This window comes from Streptomyces bohaiensis, assembly GCF_012033785.1.
GTDB classification, from domain to species: Bacteria; Actinomycetota; Actinomycetes; order Streptomycetales; family Streptomycetaceae; genus Streptomyces; species Streptomyces bohaiensis.
Genome location: NZ_JAAVJC010000080.1, coordinates 1 through 17,484, shown reverse-complemented (window position 1 = coordinate 17,484; position 17,484 = coordinate 1). Strand labels below are relative to the sequence as shown.

The window sequence follows — 17,484 nt, the reverse complement described above, 5'->3', positions numbered from 1 at the left end:
GTCGGCGGGGTGCTCCCCGCCGACGCGGTGAGGGCGCACGCCGCCGTACAGGCGGCGGCACGCCCGTCACAGCGGCCTCAGCCCTGTCGGGTTGCCGTACGCGGCGGTTCCAAACCGCGGATGCCGGACATGCGTCCGTACGCTCGGCCTGCTCGGCCTGCTCGGCCTGCCCGGGCGAGGGCCGGGAGGCGTCGCGACAGCGGTGCGTGGGCGGTGCGCACGCGGTGCGGGGCAGGAGCGCCGCCTCGGCGGCGGCCGAGAGGAACCGGAGAGAGCAGCGGCCGGGCCGCCCCGGGACCCGCCGGTACGGCGGGACAGGAGGACCGCCGTACCGGCGCCCCGCATCGTCCGTGCGGCGCTCAGCCCCGGGAGAGGTGCGCGGCGACGGCGCCCTCGACGTGCTCGTGCATCGCCAGGACCTGCGCCAGCCCCGTCACGCTCAGCACGCGGACGGTCTGCGGCGGGACGGCCGCCAGCGCCAGTTCCGCGCCGTGCGCGGCGGCGTGGTTGAGGGCCGCCACGAAGACGGCGATGCCCGAGGAGTCGCAGAAGGTCAGGTTGCCCAGGTCGAGCAGGAGCAGTTGCCCGACCCCGGGTTGCAGTTCCTTGACGGCCGCCCGCAACGCGGGCGCCGTGGCGTAGTCCAGTTCGCCGCCGACCTCCAGCACCGGGCCGGAGGCGGCGTCGACGGGGGCAATGGTGAGTGGTTTCATACGGTGGTCTCGTGGCTGGTCGTGCGGCTGTCGGTGCCGGTGGCGGCCTGCTCCGCCGTGCCGGCTGCTGTTCCGGCTCCCGTCACCGGAACGCCCAGAGCGAGGAGGGCGGTGTCGTCGTCGAGCCCGGCACCGAAGCCGTGGAGCAGCTCCGTCAGGGCCTCGACCAGTGCGGTGGCGCCGACCGGGGCGCGCTCGCGGGCGAACGCGGCCAGTGCCGCGTCACCGTAGAGTCCGCGGTCCGCTCCGGTCCGGGCCTCGGTGAGCCCGTCGGTGTGGAGCAACAACGTGTCCCCGGCACCCAGCACAGTACCCGCCGTGGTGAAGTTGGCGGTGGGCAGGACACCGACCAGCAGCCCGCCCGGGGTGCGCAGCTGCTCCACCTCGCCGTCGCGCCGCACCACCAGGGCCGGCGGGTGCCCGCCGGAAGCCAGCGAGATCTCCACTCCGTCGGTCCCCGGCCGCAGCCGCAGCACTCCGAAGATCGCGGTGCAGTACCGGGGGTCGCTTCCGGTGTAGCGCTCGTAGAGCACCGTGTTGAGCGTGGCCAGCGCCGCCTCCGGCGCCGAGTCGTGCAGCGCGGCGGCGCGCAGCGTGTACCGGACCAGCGACGTCACCGCGGCTGCCTCCGGCCCCTTGCCGCAGACGTCCCCCAGGAAGAACGCCCACCGGGACCCGTCGACCTGGAAGAGGTCGTAGAAGTCGCCGCCGAGCTGGTCGAGGGAGGCGGTGTGGTAGTAGGACGCGACCTCCACACCGGGGACGCGCGGCAGGTCGTCGGGGAGCAGACTGCGCTGCAGCACGGCCAGCGCGGACTGGAGCCGCGCCCGGTCGGCCTCCGCGCGGGCGCGGGCCTCGTCGGCGGCCGTCTTGCCGCGCAGCAGCTCCGCCTCGTAGGCGCGGCGGTCGCGCGCGTCGAACAGGGTGATCCGCATCAGCAGCGGCTGACCGTCGGCGCTGGTCTTCAGGGTCGCGCTGACCATCACCGGCAGCCGGCCGTCGCGCAGGGACAGGTCCATGGCCATACCGTTGACCTCGCCCTTGAGCCGCAGCAGCGGGAAGAACCGCGTCTCGTAGAACAGCTTCCCGGCCCCGGTGAGCAGATCGGGGAAGGTGAGGCGGCTCACCACCTGCTCGCGGCTCAGCCCCAGCCAGTCCAGCAGGGTGCCGTTGACACGCGCCACCGTGCCGTCCATCAGCGTGGAGAGGTAGCCGCACGGTGCCTTCTCGTACAACTCCTCCGCGCTGTCCTCCAGCAGGGCGGTGAACACGGCGTCGGTCGTGGTGCCGCCGCCGTGGTCGTGACGGTCGAGGGGCCCCGGCCCCGAGCTGTCGCGCGCGGTCCGAGGGTGCCCTCCGGCGTCCGGCGGGGCGGAGGCCCCGACTTCCTTCACTGCGTCGTGCTCCTCGCCCTGTGCGCTCATTGCCGCGCCACGGTTCCCGCGAACTCCCGGACGGCCCGAGCGGTGGCCTCCGGCGCGGTCAGCTGCGGACAGTGCCCGGTGGCGTCGAGGGTGACCAGTCGCGAACCGCTGATCTCCCGGTGCACCAGCTCGCTGACGGAGAGCGGGGCTATCGCGTCCCGCGCGGTCCGCACCACCAGGCTGGGGACGGCCACACCGGAGAGGTCGGCCCGCGAGTCGGTGAGGAAGGCGGTCCGGGCGAACACCCGCGCCACCTCCGGGTCCGTGGCGCAGAAGACAGCCTCCAGCTCCGCGGTGAGATCGGGCCGCTCCGGCGCGCCCATCACCACCGGGGCGAGCCACTGCGGCCAGTCGGCGTTGGCCTCCAGCGAGTCGAGGAGCTCCTCGATGTCCGCTCCCGAGAACCCTCCCCGGTAGTCCTCCTCGGGGACGTCGATGTACCGGGGGTTGGGGACCAGCAGCACCAGGGAACCGATGCGGCCGGGTTCCCGCTGCGCGGCGAGCACGCCCACCATGGCGCTCACCGAGTGACCGACGAAGGTCACGTCGCGCAGGTCCAACTCCTCGCAGATCTCCGTGACGTCCGCCGCGTAACCGTCGAGGGAGGCGTAGCGCTCCGCGTCCCACGCTCCGAGTGCGGAGGCGCCGCACCCCGTGTAGTCGAACAGCACGATGCGGAACTGGTCCGAGAGGGCGGGGACCAGGAGCCGCCACATGCTCTGGTCGCAGCCGAAACCGTGGGCGAGGAGCAGCACCGGTCCGTCCGCACGTCCGGTGACGACGACGTTGTTCCTGCGGCGGACATCCATGGCCCCATCCTGCCACCCGCCGGCGCCGCCACCGTGACGCCGGGGGGTGCGGGAGCGGCGCGGTGCTCCCACGGGCGGCAGGAGCCGACCGGGCCCGGCGACCGGGGCGCGCCGACCCGCCGGCACGCCCCGGCCCGGTGCCGCCCGGAGGAAGCACCTCACGCGCGGCCCGGGAAGTGCTCGGGGTCGAAGCCGGTGACCCGGAAGGAGACCTGGACCGTGCCGACCCCCGAGACCGGCACCTCCATCGACACCGTCGACGCGGTCCTGACCTCGCCGTAGAACTCCTCGGTCTCCCCGAGCCGCAGGCGCGCCTCGTCGTCCCCGTCCCGGGAGGCGGGCAGCTCCATCGGGTCCGCGTCGTCCACCGAGACCCGCACCGTGCACTCCCCGCTGCAGTCGACCGAGCCGGCGGGCAGATCCAGCCATGCCTCGCCGCCGCGGACGGAGTGCTCGGCCAGGGACAGCACCGCGGGGTCGTCACCGCCGTCGACGTCGACCGGTGCCTCGCTGTCGACCTCTGCCACCCGCAGCGTGCCGTCCGGCTGCACGACCTCGTCGTACCGCCACGCGCCCGGGTCGGCCGCGGCGTCCTCCGCGCCGGTGTCGGCGTCGGGCTCCGCCGTGGCGTCGGGGAGGGTCTCCTCCGGCTCGGCGGTGGGGGAGCTGTCGTCGGGTGTGGGCTCGGCGTCGTCGGTGGGGGAGGCGCTGACGTCGGAGGGGTCGCCCGTCCCGGTGTCCGAGCAGCCCGCCAGCAGCACACCTCCGAGCACCGTCGCGACCACGGGCCCGGCCACTGATCTGTCTATTCGCATACCTGTCGCTTTCGTCGTCACCCTGGGCCGCCGGCTGAGCGGCCCGCAGATTGTCGCGCGGCGGCGCGGCGGGAGACGGACGGCGCGCGGCGGTGGCCCGAACACGGCAGGAAACCGCCGTGTTCGGGGCCGGGACCCGTCCGGCGCCGTCCTCGTCCCGCGGGGGTTCAGGCGCCGGGGCGGCCGGTGGGTGGCAGGACCGGGAGTCCGGCCGCTCGCCATGCACGGAACCCGCCGATGAGATCGGTGGCGCGGCTGACCCCGACTGTGCGGAGCGAGGCCGCGGCGAGCGAGGAGGCGTACCCCTCGTCGCAGAAGACGATCCAGCGCAGCGTGCGGTCGTCGGCCTCCGGGAGGGCGCCCTCGCTGGAGGGGTCCAGCCGCCACTCCAGGTGGTTGCGTTCGATCACCAACGCGCCCGGGATGCCGCCCTCGTCCTCGCGGCGCAGTCGCGGGCGGGTGTCGACCAGCCGGGCCCCGGCCGCGGCTTCGGCGTGTGCCCGGTGGGGTGAGAGCCGGTCCAGTTGCCTGCGGACCCGGGCCAGGTGCTGGTCGATACCCGGCGCTTCCGTCTCCGGGGCGGGGGGTTCGCTCACCGGTCGACCTCCTCGGTGCGGTCCAGGACGAGGACGCCGTCGACGCCGTGGCGGTAGGTCGACATGGCGGTCAGCGCGGGGGCGTAGGCGTGGACGCTTGCGGCGGGCGCCGCACCCCGGTTGACGACCTCGTGGACGTAGCGCGGGCCGAAGGAACGCAGCGCGCCCGCCGTGAGGCGTCGGGGCTCCGTGCCCGGCGGTGTCACCGCCCCGGGGCGGAACGTCGCCTCGGAGAGTTCGCCGCGGACGACGGTGAAGGCACCGGACGAACCGCCGTGGTCGTGGATCTCCGTTCCCTGGCCGGGGAGCCAGGTCAGCAGCCACACCTCGTGGTCGGCCCCGACGGCGAGCCGGGTGTAGAAGCGTTCGGGGGTGGTGAACCGCAGCAGCGGCTCCCAGCGCGCGGTGTCGCCGGCGACGTCACGGGCCAGGGCGGCGAGCGACGCGGGGGAGTGCGGAGCGGGGGCGGCGGGTACGACGGAGTGCTGGACAGCGGGCATGAGCGGGACCTCGCGAGGGTGGCGCGCACGGGTGCGCGAAGCGGAGAGTTTCCGCCGCACCCGTGCTCGGCACCGGGCGCGGCCGTCAGGGACGACCGCGGCGACACAGCGCGCTGGCCACGCGGACGAAGTCCACGTGGTGTCGTACGACGAGGCGCGTGCCGGTCAGCATGGCCGAACATTCTCAGCCGACGGTGCCGCCGGTCAAGATGCGGGCGTGTCGTGCCGGTCCGGCGCCCGCGCCGCAGCGGTGTCCGCGGCGGTGTCCGCGGCGGGCGGCGCGGAGTCCGGTCCGGCGGCGGGAGCCGGGTACGGGGGGAGGCCCAGCTCCGAGCGGTACCGGTCGATCTTGCCCAGCAGCAGGTCCCGGCGCGCGGCCAGCAGCTGCTCCACGGTGCGCAGCACGCGGGCGTCGTGCTCCTCCAGCAGCCGCAACCGCTGGGCCGCCGTCCCCGATCCGGTGCCGAGGGCGCCGTAGCGGCGCAGCTCCGCCACGGGCATACCGGTGCGCCGGAGGCACCCCACCAGGACGAGTCGTTCGAGGTCCGCCTCGCTGTAGGCGCGGCGTCCGCCGCCGGTCCTGGCCACCGGCGCGATGGCCCCGGCCTTCTCGTAGTAGCGGAGGGTGTCGAGCGACATCCCGGTGCGTTCGGCGGCCTGCGCCGGTGTGTAGTGGGTCATGGCGCCCCAGTCTGCACTTGACCTGGAGTGCACTCCAGCTCCCAGGCTCGTGCCATGACCACACCACGCCGCACCGCCCCTGCCGCTCCCGGACCCGAATCGCTGGTCCTGGGCACGATGAACTTCGGCACGACCGTCCCGGAGTCCGAGGCCCACGCGCTGCTGGACCGCTTCGTCGAGCGCGGAGGACGGTGGATCGACACCGCCGACTGCTACGCCTTCTGGCGCGGGGCGTCCGGCCGGGGCGGGGACAGCGAGGCCGTGCTGGGGCGCTGGCTCGCAGCCCGCCCCGGGGCCCGGGACCGTGTGCTCCTCGCGACCAAGACCGGTGCGGAGCCGGTCGTCCCGGGCGCGGCGGACGGTCCGCGCACCGGGCTGTCCGCCGAGGCGATCCGTTCGGCGGCCCGGGCGAGCCTGCACCGGCTGGGCGTCGACCGCGTCGACCTGTTCTGGGCGCACATGGAGGACCGCGCCACCGACCTGGCGGAGACCGTGGACGCGCTCGCCGAACTCACCGACTCCGGGCGTGCCCTCCGCGTCGGCGCCTCCAACCATCCGGCCTGGCGGGTGGAGCGCGCCCGCGCGCTGGCGACGGCCCGCGGCGCCCGGCCCGTCGACGCGATCCAGCTGAGCCACAGCTATCTCCGGCCCCGGCCCGGCGCGCCGACGACCGAGCATCCCTTCGGCGACCTCAGCGAGGAGCAGCTCGACCACGCGGCGGCCTCCGGCATGGAGGTCTGGGCCTACACCCCGCTGCTGCGCGGGGCGTACGACGTACCGGAGCGTGCGCTGCCGGCGGCCTACCGCCACCCGGGGACGACGGCGAGGTCGGCCGCCCTGGCGGCGGTCGCCGACGAACTCGGGCTCTCCGCGGGGCAGGTGGTGCTCGCTTGGCTCGCGGGCGGAGCGGTTCCGGTGCTGCCGATCCTCGGGGCCTCACGGCTCTGGCAGCTCGACGCCGCCTTCGATGCCGTGACGACACCGCTGCCGGCCGCTCTCCGTCGGCGGCTCGACGAGGCGGGCACCGGCTGAGCGCCCTTGCTCCGGGCGCCCGTCGCGGGCACGCGAGGGGCGCGGCGGCCGGGGATCGGCCCGCTCGGGCACCGGGCGGGCAGCCGCGCCGGCAGTCGGAGCGGCCCGTCCCCTCGGAGGAGGGACGCGGTGCGTCCCCGCCCCACTCGACGTGGCAGGCACGTCACCGCAGGTGGTGAACGTCACGGGTGCAGGGCGACGCGGCCGGGGGCAGCTGCCGGTCGCCGGTCGTCCTCGCGCCGCCGACCGGGGCGGGAGGCCCGGGCCCGCGGCTGCGACCTGTCCGATCGTGCCCGGTCGGGGGCGGGCACCGGGAGCGCCGGGCGAGCGGCGACGCACCCGCGCCGAGTGCCTCGGCCGGGACGGCGCCCGACCGCTGCTGGCGCCCAACCACGCGGGCGGGAACGGCAGTCGGGCCCCTCCCGTGCCGTCACGCTGCCGCGTCGCCCGGTCACCCCGGGTGGGCTCGACAGCGTCGCAGCGTGCCCGTCCGGTGCCCGAAGGTGACCGCTCGGGCGTCCGAGGCGGGCCGAACTGCCCGCCTGCCGCCCGCCTGGGGGGCGGCTCCGGGCCTCCGCCCGGTCGGTGCACGGATCCGTATCGGGCGAAGCGGGCAGTCGAACGGGCGTCGATGTCGACGGACATATCGCGCATCCGCTGCACGGAGCGGCTGCATCAAGGCATCTGCTCTCGTGAAACGGGCAGATGCGGTCACGATCTCCCCAGCGGGCGGCCTGGAGATCGCGGGCCGCGCGCTGTAGAACTTCTCCTCAGGGCCCGAACGGGCATCGTGGGTGAAAGGCGTGCGGGAGACATGAGCGCGGAGGAACGACAGCGGGCCATCGTCGCGGCCGCCCGCCGCTCCGGAGCGGTGGACGTCGCGGAGCTCGCCGACTCGCTCGGTGTCGCCAAGGAGACCGTGCGGCGCGACCTGCGGCTGCTGGAGGACCACGGCCTGGTCCGACGGACGCACGGCGGGGCGTACCCCGTCGAGAGCGCCGGGTTCGAGACCACCCTCGCCTTCCGCACCACCATGCACGTCCCCGAGAAGCGACGGGTCGCGACCGCCGCCGCCGGACTGCTCGGCGACGCCGAGACCGTCTTCCTCGACGAGGGCTTCACCCCCCAGCTCATCGCCGAGGCGCTGCCGGCCGAACGGCCGCTGACCGTGGTGACGACCTCCCTGGCCACCGCCGGGGTGCTCGCCGAGCGCGACAACTGCACCGTGCTCCTGGCCGGCGGACGCGTGCGGGGCGGCACCCTCGCCACCGTCGACCACTGGGCGGTGTCGATGCTCTCCGGATTCGTCATCGACCTCGCCTATATCGGTGCCAACGGCATCTCCCGCGACCTCGGCCTCACCACCCCCGACCCCTCGGTGAGCGAGGTCAAGGCGCAGGCCATCCGGGTCTCCCGACGCCGCGTCCTGGTCGGCATGCACACCAAGTTCGCAGCGGTGAGCTTCTGCCGGTTCGCCGAGGTCTCCGACTTCGAGGCGATCGTGACGACCACCGGGCTGCCGCTCGCCGAGGCCCACCGTTACTCCCTGCTGGGACCGCAGGTGATCAGGGTCTGACCGCGGTCCCACGACCGCGGGACCCGTACCCGACTTTCGCACAGACGTACACGACCAACACCTTTTCCACCTCGAAACGGGCGGACGGCTGGTTCCCGTTGCCCCTGTACCCCTGGAGCCCCATGATGCGCAGTCAGAGTCGACGCAACCGCGCAGCGATAGCCACCGCCCTCGCCGGCGGCATGCTTCTCACCGCTTGCGCCGGAGCCGGTGGATCGTCGGGGGGTGACGGCGAGAGTGTCAACGTGCTCATGGTGAACAACCCCCAGATGGTGGAGCTCCAGCGGCTGACCGCCGACAACTTCACCGCGGAGACCGGGATCGAGGTGAACTTCACCGTCCTCCCCGAGAACGACGTGCGCGACAAGATCAGCCAGGACTTCGCCAGCCAGTCCGCCCAGTACGACGTGGCGACCATCTCCAACTACGAGACGCCGATCTACGCCCGCAACGGCTGGCTCCACGAGCTCGACCCCTTCCTCGCCGACGACGCCGACTACAACGAGGAGGACATCCTCGAGCCGATGCGCCTCTCGCTCACCGGCGAGGACGGCAAGACCTACGCGCAGCCCTTCTACGGTGAGTCCTCCTTCCTGATGTACCGCAAGGACATCTTCGAGGAGCTGGGGCTGGAGATGCCCGAGCAGCCCACCTGGGACGAGGTCGCCGAGTTCGCCGCCACGGTGGACGAGGAGCGCTCCGACATGAAGGGCATCTGCCTGCGCGGCCTCCCGGGCTGGGGCGAGCTCGTCGCGCCGCTCACCACGGTCGTCAACACCTTCGGTGGCACCTGGTTCGACGAGGACTGGAACGCGCAGCTCACCGCCCCGGAGTTCGTCGAGGCCACCGAGTTCTACGTCAACCTGGTCCGCGACCACGGCCAGTCCGGCGCCGCCCAGTCGGGCTACGCCGAGTGTCTGAACAACATGACTCAGGGCAACACCGCCATGTGGTACGACGCCACCGCCGGCGCCGGCTCGCTGGAGGCCGACGGCTCCCCGGTCCAGGGCGACATCGGCTACGTGCCGGCCCCGGTCAAGGAGACCGAGTCCTCCGGCTGGCTCTACACCTGGGCCTGGGGCATGCAGAAGGCGTCGGAGAACACCGACAACGCCTGGAAGTTCATCTCCTGGGCGTCCAGCCAGGGCTACGAGGAGCTGGTCGGTGAGACCAGCGGCTGGTCCAACGTCCCGGCGGGCAAGCGCGCCTCGACCTACGAGAACGCCGACTACCAGGCGGACGCGGAGGCCTTCTACGACGTGACCTTCCGCGCCATCAGCGAGGCCAAGCCGGACGACCCGGGCGTCCAGCCCCGCCCCGCCGCCGGCATCCAGTTCGTCGGCATCCCCGAGTTCACCGACCTGGGCACGCGCGTCTCCCGCGAGATCAGCGCCGCCATCGCCGGTCAGCAGAGCGTCGAGGAAGCCCTGGAGAAGGCCCAGGCCGCGGCCGAGCGCGTCGGCGAGGGGTACCAGGACTGATGAGCACCTCCCCGACCGCGGCGCCGCCGCAGTCGTCGGGCGCGGACGCCGGGCGGAACGACTCCGCCCGGCGGCCGGCCGCGGCCCGGCGCGCAAGCGTGTGGGCCCGCCGCGCGCCCCTGCTGCCCGCCCTGATCTTCCTGATCGTCATGACCCAGCTGCCGTTCGCGGCCACGCTGGTCATCTCGCTGTTCGACTGGAACTCGCTCTACCCCGACGACCGCGCCTTCGCCGGACTGGCCAACTTCGGTGAGGTCCTCACCGACGCCGACCTGCGGTCCTCGGTCCTCACCACGATCGTCCTCACCACGACGGTGGTGCTCGCCTGCCTGGTGCTCGGCCTCGCCATCGCCCTGCTCCTGGACCGGTCCTTCCGAGGCCGCGGCATCGTCCGCACGCTGATGATCGCGCCGTTCCTGGTGGTGCCCGTGGCAGCGGCGCTGCTGTGGAAGCACATGCTGTTCAACCCCGAGTACGGGCTGCTCAACGGCTCCATCAACTGGGTCGCGGGACTCTTCGGCATCGACAACCCGATCCAGCCGGACTGGATCTCCGAGATGCCGCTGCTCGCGGTGCAGATCTCGCTGGTCTGGCAGTGGACGCCGTTCATGATGCTGATCCTGCTCGCCGGCCTGCAGAGCCGCCCGGGCGACGTCATGGAGGCGGCCCGCCTCGACGGCGCCGGCAACTGGCAGATGTTCCGCTACATCACGCTGCCGCACCTGCGCCGCTACCTCGAACTCGGCGGTCTGCTCGGCTCGATCTACATCGTGCAGAACTTCGACGCGGTGTTCATCATGACCCAGGGCGGTCTGGGCACGGCCAACCTGCCGTACAGCATCTACCAGACCTTCTACCAGGCCCACGAGTACGGCCTCGCCTCCGCCGCCGGCGTCCTGGTGGTCATCGGCTCGATCATCCTGGCCACCTTCGCGCTGCGCGTCGTGTCGTCCCTGTTCAGCGAGGAGGGTTCCCGGTGAGCGCTGTGACCACCACCGCCGCCCCGTCGGCCAATCTCGCCCAGCGCGGCAAGGGCGCCTTCCTCGGCCTGCTCGCATGGGCCGTCGGCCTGCTGTTCTTCCTGCCGGTCGCCTGGATGGTGCTGACGAGCTTCCGCTCGGAGTCCGACGCGGCGACCAACCCGCCGTCGCTGACGGCGCCGCTGACGCTCGACAGCTACCGCGAGTTCTTCGGCGGCGGCGCGAGCCCCTGGCCCCCGCTGATCAACTCGCTCACGGCCTCGCTGCTCTCCACCCTGCTGGTGCTGGTGCTCGCGCTGCCGGCCGCGTACGCGCTGTCGATCCGGCCGGTCAAGGCGTGGCGGGACGTGCTGTTCTTCTTCCTGTCCACGAAGATGCTGCCGATCGTGGCCGCGCTGCTCCCGATCTACCTGATCGCGCAGAACATCGGCATGCTCGACAACATCTGGCTGCTGATCATCCTCTACACGGCGATGAACCTCCCGATCGCCGTCTGGATGCTCCAGTCCTTCCTCGCCGAGGTACCGGCCTCCGTCATCGAGGCCGCCCAGATCGACGGGGCCCGGCTCCCCGTCATCCTGTACCGGGTGATCATGCCGATCGCCGGTCCCGGCATCGCGGCGACCTCGCTGATCTGCTTCATCTTCAGCTGGAACGAGATGCTGTTCGCCCGGGTCCTCACCGGCGTCACGGCGCAGACCGCCCCGGTCTTCCTCACCAGCTTCATCACCAGCCAGGGCCTCTTCCTCGCCCAGATGTGTGCGGCCTCGTTCGCCATCTCCCTGCCGGTGCTCGCCGCGGGATTCGCCGCCCAGGACAAGCTGGTCCAGGGCCTGTCGCTAGGAGCCGTCAAGTGAAAGCCGCCGTCATCGAAGCGCCCGGCAAGGTCACCGTCACCACGGTGCCCGACCCGACCCCCGGCCCCCGCGACGTGGTGGTCGAGGTCGCCTCGTGCGGCCTGTGCGGCACCGACCTGCACATCCTGGAGGGCGAGTTCGCCCCCACGCTGCCCATCGTCCCGGGCCACGAGTTCGCCGGTACCGTCGCGGCGATCGGCACCCAGGTCACCGAGGTGGCCGTCGGCGACAAGGTCGCCGTCGACCCCTCGCTCTACTGTCACGAGTGCCGCTTCTGCCGTGAGGGCCGGGCGAACATGTGCGAGCGCTGGGCCGCCATCGGCGTCTCGGTCGCCGGCGGCGCCGCCGAGTTCGCGGTCGCCCCGGTCGCGAACTGCGTCAAGCTCCCCGACCACGTGGACGTCGCGGACGCCGCACTGATCGAGCCGCTCTCCTGCGCGGTGCGCGGCTACGACATCCTCTCGGCCCGGATGGCCTCCCGCGTGCTGATCTACGGCTCGGGCACCATGGGTCTGATGATGTTGGAGCTCGCCAAGCTCACCGGCGCCGCCTCGGTGGACGTGGTCGACCTCAACCCCGACCGCCTCGCCACCGCGCGCACCCTCGGAGTCTCCAACGCCGCAGCCGGCGCCGACGAACTGGGCCGCCCGCAGGGCTGGGACATCGTCATCGACGCCACCGGCAACGCCGCCGCCATCCAGGACGGCATCAACCGTGTCGCCAAGGCGGGCACCTTCCTGCAGTTCGGCGTCTCCGACTACGCCACCACGGCCACCATCGAGCCGTACAAGATCTACAACCAGGAGATCACCATCACCGGCTCCATGGCGGTGCTGCACAGCTACGAGCGTGCCGCCGACCTGTTCGCCAACGGGGTGATCGACCCGGCCGTCTTCATCAGCGACCGGGTGCCGCTGGCCGACTACCCGGCCGCGATCGACCAGTTCAAGGCCGGCAAGGGCCGCAAGATCGTCGTCGTGCCCTGACACCCGTCGTGGCGCCCCGACCGGGGCGGCCGACCCCGCGCGCGCCGCGCACCCCACCGGGTGCGCGGCGCCGCGCCGTTTCAGCGCTCCAGCACCAGCGCCTGCCCCTGGCCCACGCCCACACAGAGCGAGGCCATGCCGACGCCGGACCCCGCCGCCGCCAACTGGTGTGCCACCGCGCCCGCGAGCCGCGCGCCGGAGGCCCCCAGCGGATGGCCGATCGCGATGGCGCCCCCACGCGGATTGACCAGGGCCGGGTCCAGCTCCGGCAGCTCCGCCAGGCATCCCAGTACCTGGGCGGCGAACGCCTCGTTGAGCTCGACGACGGCCAACTCCGTGAACTCCCGCCCCGCCCGCTCCATCGCGCGGCGCATCGCCCGGACCGGCCCCAGGCCGAAGTACTGGGGCTCCAGCGCCGTCACCGCCGACGCCGTCACCCGCGCCAGCGGCTCGCGACCCGTCGCGGCCACTCCCGCCTCGTCCGCCAGCAGCAGCGCGGCGGCCCCGTCGCTGAGCGGGGAGGAGTTCCCCGCCGTGACCGTGCCCCCCTCCGGGCGGAAGGCCGGCCGCAGGCCCGCCAGCGACGCCATGGTGCCGCCGTCGCGGATCGGCTCGTCCCGCTCCAGCTCCACCCCCGGCACCGCGACCACCTCCGCCGCGTACGCGCCCGTCCGCCAGGCGGCCGCCGCCCGCTCGTGCGACGCCAGCGCGTAGCGGTCCTGCGCGACGCGGTCGATGCCGCACCGGTCGGCGACCAACTCCGCGCCCTCGCCCAACGACACCGTCCACGCGGGATCCATCGCCGCGTTGACCTGCCGCCAGCCGAGACCGGTGGCGTGCGTCCGCGGCGGCGCGGCGGGGAACGCCCGGTCCGGCTTCTCCAGCGTGTACGGCGCGCGGCTCATCGACTCCACCCCGCCCGCCACCACCAGGGACGCGTCCCCCACCGCCACCGCACGGTACGCCTGCACCACGGCCTCCAGCCCCGAGGAGCACAGCCGGTTGACGGTGCTCCCCGGGACGGTGACCGGGAGCCCGGCCAGCAGCGCGGCCATGCGGCCGACGTTGCGGTTGTCCTCTCCCGCGCCGTTGGCGGCGCCGAGGACGACCTCGTCCACCCGGGCCGGGTCCAGCTCCGGGCTGCGGTCGACCAGGGACCGCACCGCCCGGGCCGCCAGGTCGTCGGGCCGCACTCCGGACAGCGCGCCGCCGTACCGCCCACCGGGCGTCCTGACAGCGTCCACCACCCAGACCTCGCGCAGTGTCCCTGCCACCATGTGCGATCACCCTTCCGTCCCCGGCCGGTGCCGTGGGTAGAGTCGACCCGATCATCTCAGCGGGCCGCGGACCCGACCAGACCGCTCGTCACCGGCCCCCGGCGCGGGCGTCCTGCCGGCCCGTCCCGCCGTACCACCACGCGCCCCGGGTGGGGCGCGGAGACGAGAACAGGGCCCGCGATGCCGTTGACCGACCTGCCGCTGGAGCGACTGCGGGAGTACCACTGCGACGTCCCCGCCCCGGCGGACTTCGCGACGTTCTGGGAGGAGACGCTCGCCGCGGCGCGTTCCGCCGCCACCGGACCGGCCACCTACCGGCCGGTGACCGACTCGGCGCTGCGCACCGTCGACGTCTTCGACGTCCGGTTCCCCGGCTGGGACGGTCAGGCCGTCGCCGGCTGGCTGATACTCCCGCGGGGCGCCGCGCCGGGCGACGCCCTGCCGGCCGTGGTGCGCTACAGCCCGTACAACAACGGCCGCGGCAGCTACCTGGACCACCTGGCGTGGCCGTCCGCCGGCTACGCGCACCTCGTGGTCGACGCCCGCGGCATGGGGGACGCCACCCCCGACCCCGACCCGGCCCCCGGGCCGCAGTCGCCGAGGGGGTTCATGACCCGTGGCATCGCCGACCGGGACCAGTACGTCTACCGGCGGCTCGTCACCGACGCGGTACGCGCCCTGGACGCGGTGCGCGACCACCCGGTCGTCGACCCCGCCCGGGTCGTGGTGAGCGGCCGCAGCCAAGGCGGCGGCCTGGCGCTGGCGACCGCCGGCCTGGTCGGCGGTGACGCGGCGGCCGCCCTGGTCGACGTGCCGTTCCTCTGCCACTTCCGCCGCGGGGCGCAGATCGCCTCGCAGGGGCCCTACACCGACTTCACCGCGTACCTCGGCGAGCGTCAGCTGGCCGACCCGGAGCGGACGTTCGCGACGCTGGACTACTTCGACGGCGTGCACTTCGCCCCCCGCGCGACGGCGCCCGCCCTGTTCAGCGTGGCCCTGATGGACCCGGTCTGCCCGCCCTCCACGGTCTACGCCGCCTACCACCGCTACGCCGGTGAGCGGGAGATGGAGGTCTGGCCGTTCGGCGACCACGCCGGCGGCCGTACCGCACAGCTCGCCAAGCAGCTGGCCTGGGTGGCGGAGCGCGGGATCACGCCCTGAGCCGCGGGGCCCCGCACGGACGGGGCCGGGCAGCGGCGTCACGCCCCTGCCCGGCCCCGTCCGCGGTGCGGCCGTCGGTCACTCCTCGACGCGGCCGCTGAGCAGCTCGGTGATCCGCTCCGAGGCCTCGCGGCCCGCCTCGATCGGGTCCGCACCCTGCAGCACGGCCGTCTGGTACTGCTTGATCGGGTTCTGCTCCTCCACCGTCGCCCAGTGCGGGGACTGCGGGGTGGCGCGGCCGTTGACCGCCCCCTGGACCATCGCCGCCGTGGCGGGGTCGTCGGCGACCGCGTCGGCGAGCGTGGTCCGGTTGGGCACCAGGTTCATGGAACTGGCCAGCTCGGTCTGCCACTTGTCGCCAGTGATCAGCTTGACGAACTCGTAGGCCAGCCGCAGGTCACTGGTGGCGTGGGGGATCACCAGGTTGGAGCCGCCGGTGAACACCGACCCGGGGGCGCCGGACTCCATGCCCGGTACCGGGAAGAAGCCGAGCTCGTCCTCCAGCTCGGGGTTCTCATTGATGATGGCCGCCGCGGAACCGGGCGTGGAGATGATCTGGGAGACGTCGCCCGCGGCGAAGACCTCCTCGTGCGGCGGGTTGGCCTCGTCCGTGTCGACCGGCCCGTTGCCGAGTGCCTGCAGCTCGGAGTAGAACTCCATGCCGGCGGCGGCCTCCGGGGTGTCGAGCGTGCCCTGCCAGGTGCCGGCGCTCTCGACGGCGAGGTCGCCGCCCTCGTCCCAGATGAAGCCCGCCAGAACGTACCAGTTCTGACCGGGGAGGTAGATGCCCTGCCGCCCGGGGACCTCGTTGAGGCTCCTGGTGGCCTCCAGCCACTCCTCCCGGTCGGTCGGCAGTTCGTCGATCCCGACCTCCGCGAAGTGGTCCTTGCGGTAGATCACCACGCGGTTGGCCGCGTAGAACGGGATGCCGTACTGGTGGCCGTAGAACTGCCCGGGGTCGGCGAGGCCGGGCACCCAGTCGTCCCCGGAGAGGCTGATGACCTGGTTGGTGAGGTCGGAGAGGCCGCCGGTGGCCACGTACTGCGCCACCTGCGTGTTGCCCACCTCGATGACGTCCGGACCGTTTCCGCTGGTGAGCGCTTCGGTCACCTTCTCACCGATGCCGACCCACTCCTGGATGGTGACCTCGACCTGGACGCCGTCGTTGGCCTCCTCGAACTCGGCCACGACCTGGTCGAGGAACTCCTCACCGGCGCTGTAGTTCATCATCCAGACTTCGAGGACGCGGTCGTCCTCGGCGGAGGAGAGAGTCGAGCACCCGACGAGGATCGACGCCGCCGCGCCTATCCCCACGGCACGGACGGTGAGTGTTGGTTTCAACGGTTCCCCTCGGGAGAGAGGTACGGGCACCGCGGCACCCGTACGAACTGACGATCGAAGTGTGGGGGTGACCGACAATAGCGACCGTCCGGCCACACCTCGCCGGAGGGGTGCGTTCCGGCCCGGGCCCCGCTGACCTCGACGGACGGCCATGAGTCTGCGCCCCCACGGCCGTCCGGGTCCACCCGGGCGGCGCGGCGACTCCCGTCGCACGCGCATTCGGTGGCCGGTCGGCGCCCGTCGGCTCGCCGTTTCAGGCCAGTTCGGGGAAGAGGATCTCGAACGCCTCCGTCGGCTCGGTGATCCCGCGGGCGAAGGGCGCGTCGAAGTACCACACCAGGAACAGCAGGAAGGCGATCAGCGCGCTGAAGAGGCCGGCGAGCAGCAACTCCCGTGCCGACCGCTGGATCTGGAGCGTGAACACCATCCCCAGCGCCACCACGCCCCCGGCGACCAGGCCGAACCAGACGATGCCGGGCATGGTGGGCTCCGCCGCCTGCGCCCGGGCCGTGCGCGCCTCGTCCACCGCGGCGGCGCGGTCCATCAGCCCGTGGTACCCGTGTGCTTCCAAGGTGGTGGTGGGCTCGTGCAAGGTGATGGTGCGGCGGAGGTCGGCGAGCAGCGCGTCGCCCTCCTCGGTGAGTTCCTCGTTCTCCACCATGTGCGGCCACTCCACCGTCAGGACGTGGGTGACGTAGCTGTCGACCTGCTCCCGGATCTCCTCGCGCACCGGTGAGGGGTACGCCTCGGCCCGGGTGCTGACCTCCCGCAGCGCCTGGGCCTCGGCCCGCACCCAGTCCTCGGCGGCCGCGCGCTCCTCCCACACGCCGGCCATCGCCAGGCCCAGGACGATCGCGTAGACCACACCGATCATCATGGTGATGTACTCGATGACGTCGGGTGTCTGGGAGGTGTCCTCGCCCTCCTCGCCGCGTCGGCGCAGCGTGGCGACGATCAGGACGACCGCGCAGGTTCCTGCGGTGCACAGGGTGAGAATCAGCCAGGTCGGCACGGTGGGTTTCCTCTCGGGGCGAGCGCGTGAGCAGCGGTGTCATGCGTGGGACGACCGGCCGCCCCCGCCGCCGCGCGGGCGGAGCGCGGCGGCGGCCAGCACGGCGGGGGCGAGGAGCAGCAGCGTTCGACCGACCAGGGAGCCGCTCTCGCGCGGTTCCGTGCCCGGAGTGGGGCGCGGGGGTGCCATCGCCAGCGAGACCTCCGCAGCCGGCGGCGGGACGGCGGGTTCCGGCTCCGCCGC

Annotated in this window: 17 protein-coding genes and 1 pseudogene; 7 read left to right on the top strand and 11 right to left on the bottom strand. The window is 73.2% G+C overall.

All coding sequences use genetic code 11. The annotated features are described in order from the left end of the window. Positions 1-359 precede the first annotated feature (359 nt). The 7 genes from HCN52_RS11770 to HCN52_RS11740 form a co-directional block, all read right to left on the bottom strand. On the bottom strand, positions 360-713 hold the full coding sequence (locus HCN52_RS11770; RefSeq protein WP_168088371.1) for an STAS domain-containing protein: 354 nt from the start codon (positions 711-713) through the stop codon (positions 360-362). Continuing rightward, positions 710-2,137 carry a PP2C family protein-serine/threonine phosphatase gene (locus HCN52_RS11765; RefSeq protein WP_168088370.1) on the bottom strand — a complete coding sequence of 476 codons (1,428 nt, stop codon included), beginning with the start codon at positions 2,135-2,137 and terminating at the stop codon, positions 710-712. Before HCN52_RS11765 ends, HCN52_RS11770 begins: the two co-directional genes overlap by 4 nt. Beyond that, positions 2,134-2,946 carry an alpha/beta fold hydrolase gene (locus HCN52_RS11760; protein WP_168088369.1) on the bottom strand — a complete coding sequence of 271 codons (813 nt, stop codon included), beginning with the start codon at positions 2,944-2,946 and terminating at the stop codon, positions 2,134-2,136. The genes HCN52_RS11765 and HCN52_RS11760 overlap by 4 nt, the downstream gene beginning before the upstream one ends. A gap of 158 nt (positions 2,947-3,104) precedes the next feature. Then, positions 3,105-3,761, bottom strand: a complete 657-nt coding sequence (locus HCN52_RS11755) for a hypothetical protein (RefSeq protein WP_168088368.1) — start codon at positions 3,759-3,761, stop codon at positions 3,105-3,107. 167 nt (positions 3,762-3,928) lie between these two features. Then, entirely contained in the window at positions 3,929-4,357 is a 429-nt protein-coding gene (locus tag HCN52_RS11750) for a rhodanese-like domain-containing protein (RefSeq protein ID WP_168088367.1), read from the bottom strand. Next, positions 4,354-4,857: a cysteine dioxygenase gene (locus HCN52_RS11745; protein ID WP_168088366.1), complete on the bottom strand. Its 504-nt coding sequence runs from the start codon at positions 4,855-4,857 to the stop codon at positions 4,354-4,356. Before HCN52_RS11745 ends, HCN52_RS11750 begins: the two co-directional genes overlap by 4 nt. Positions 4,858-5,061: 204 nt before the next feature. Next, positions 5,062-5,538, bottom strand: coding sequence for a MerR family transcriptional regulator (locus HCN52_RS11740; protein ID WP_168088365.1), 477 nt, complete (start codon positions 5,536-5,538; stop codon positions 5,062-5,064). Positions 5,539-5,592: 54 nt separating this feature from the next. On the opposite strand from HCN52_RS11740, the gene HCN52_RS11735 reads away from it, so the two are divergent. The 6 genes from HCN52_RS11735 (at position 5,593) to HCN52_RS11710 (ending at position 12,450) form a co-directional block, all read left to right on the top strand. Then, the gene (locus HCN52_RS11735) at positions 5,593-6,570 is read left to right on the top strand and encodes an aldo/keto reductase (RefSeq protein WP_168088364.1); all 978 of its coding nucleotides are present in this window, start codon (positions 5,593-5,595) and stop codon (positions 6,568-6,570) included. A gap of 814 nt (positions 6,571-7,384) precedes the next feature. Beyond that, a complete protein-coding gene (locus HCN52_RS11730) occupies positions 7,385-8,146 on the top strand; it encodes a DeoR/GlpR family DNA-binding transcription regulator (RefSeq protein ID WP_168088363.1) in 762 nt (253 codons plus the stop codon). Positions 8,147-8,271: 125 nt separating this feature from the next. Further along, positions 8,272-9,627, top strand: a complete 1,356-nt coding sequence (locus HCN52_RS11725; protein WP_168088373.1) for an ABC transporter substrate-binding protein — start codon at positions 8,272-8,274, stop codon at positions 9,625-9,627. Beyond that, positions 9,627-10,607, top strand: coding sequence for a carbohydrate ABC transporter permease (locus tag HCN52_RS11720; RefSeq protein WP_168088362.1), 981 nt, complete (start codon positions 9,627-9,629; stop codon positions 10,605-10,607). The genes HCN52_RS11725 and HCN52_RS11720 overlap by 1 nt, the downstream gene beginning before the upstream one ends. Continuing rightward, positions 10,604-11,464 (top strand): carbohydrate ABC transporter permease, encoded by an 861-nt coding sequence (locus HCN52_RS11715; protein ID WP_167971759.1) that lies wholly within the window; start codon positions 10,604-10,606, stop codon positions 11,462-11,464. The genes HCN52_RS11720 and HCN52_RS11715 overlap by 4 nt, the downstream gene beginning before the upstream one ends. Continuing rightward, positions 11,461-12,450, top strand: coding sequence for a zinc-dependent alcohol dehydrogenase family protein (locus HCN52_RS11710; protein WP_167971757.1), 990 nt, complete (start codon positions 11,461-11,463; stop codon positions 12,448-12,450). The genes HCN52_RS11715 and HCN52_RS11710 overlap by 4 nt, the downstream gene beginning before the upstream one ends. Before the next feature lie 80 nt (positions 12,451-12,530). Here the strand turns inward: HCN52_RS11710 and HCN52_RS11705 are convergent, their stop codons facing one another. Next, a complete protein-coding gene (locus HCN52_RS11705) occupies positions 12,531-13,727 on the bottom strand; it encodes a thiolase family protein (protein ID WP_168088361.1) in 1,197 nt (398 codons plus the stop codon). 180 nt (positions 13,728-13,907) lie between these two features. Between HCN52_RS11705 and HCN52_RS11700 the strand changes: the two genes are divergently transcribed. Beyond that, complete coding sequence (locus HCN52_RS11700) at positions 13,908-14,888, top strand: acetylxylan esterase (RefSeq protein ID WP_168088360.1); 981 nt, start codon at positions 13,908-13,910, stop codon at positions 14,886-14,888. A gap of 78 nt (positions 14,889-14,966) precedes the next feature. Here the strand turns inward: HCN52_RS11700 and HCN52_RS11695 are convergent, their stop codons facing one another. The 3 genes and pseudogenes from HCN52_RS11695 to HCN52_RS11685 all read right to left on the bottom strand — a co-directional run. Next, complete coding sequence (locus tag HCN52_RS11695) at positions 14,967-16,229, bottom strand: extracellular solute-binding protein (protein WP_168088359.1); 1,263 nt, start codon at positions 16,227-16,229, stop codon at positions 14,967-14,969. A gap of 253 nt (positions 16,230-16,482) precedes the next feature. Next, on the bottom strand, positions 16,483-17,241 hold the full coding sequence (locus HCN52_RS11690) for a bestrophin-like domain (RefSeq protein WP_168088358.1): 759 nt from the start codon (positions 17,239-17,241) through the stop codon (positions 16,483-16,485). Between the two features lie 39 nt (positions 17,242-17,280). Further along, positions 17,281-17,484 (bottom strand): annotated as a pseudogene (locus HCN52_RS11685) (hypothetical protein); the annotation flags it as partial.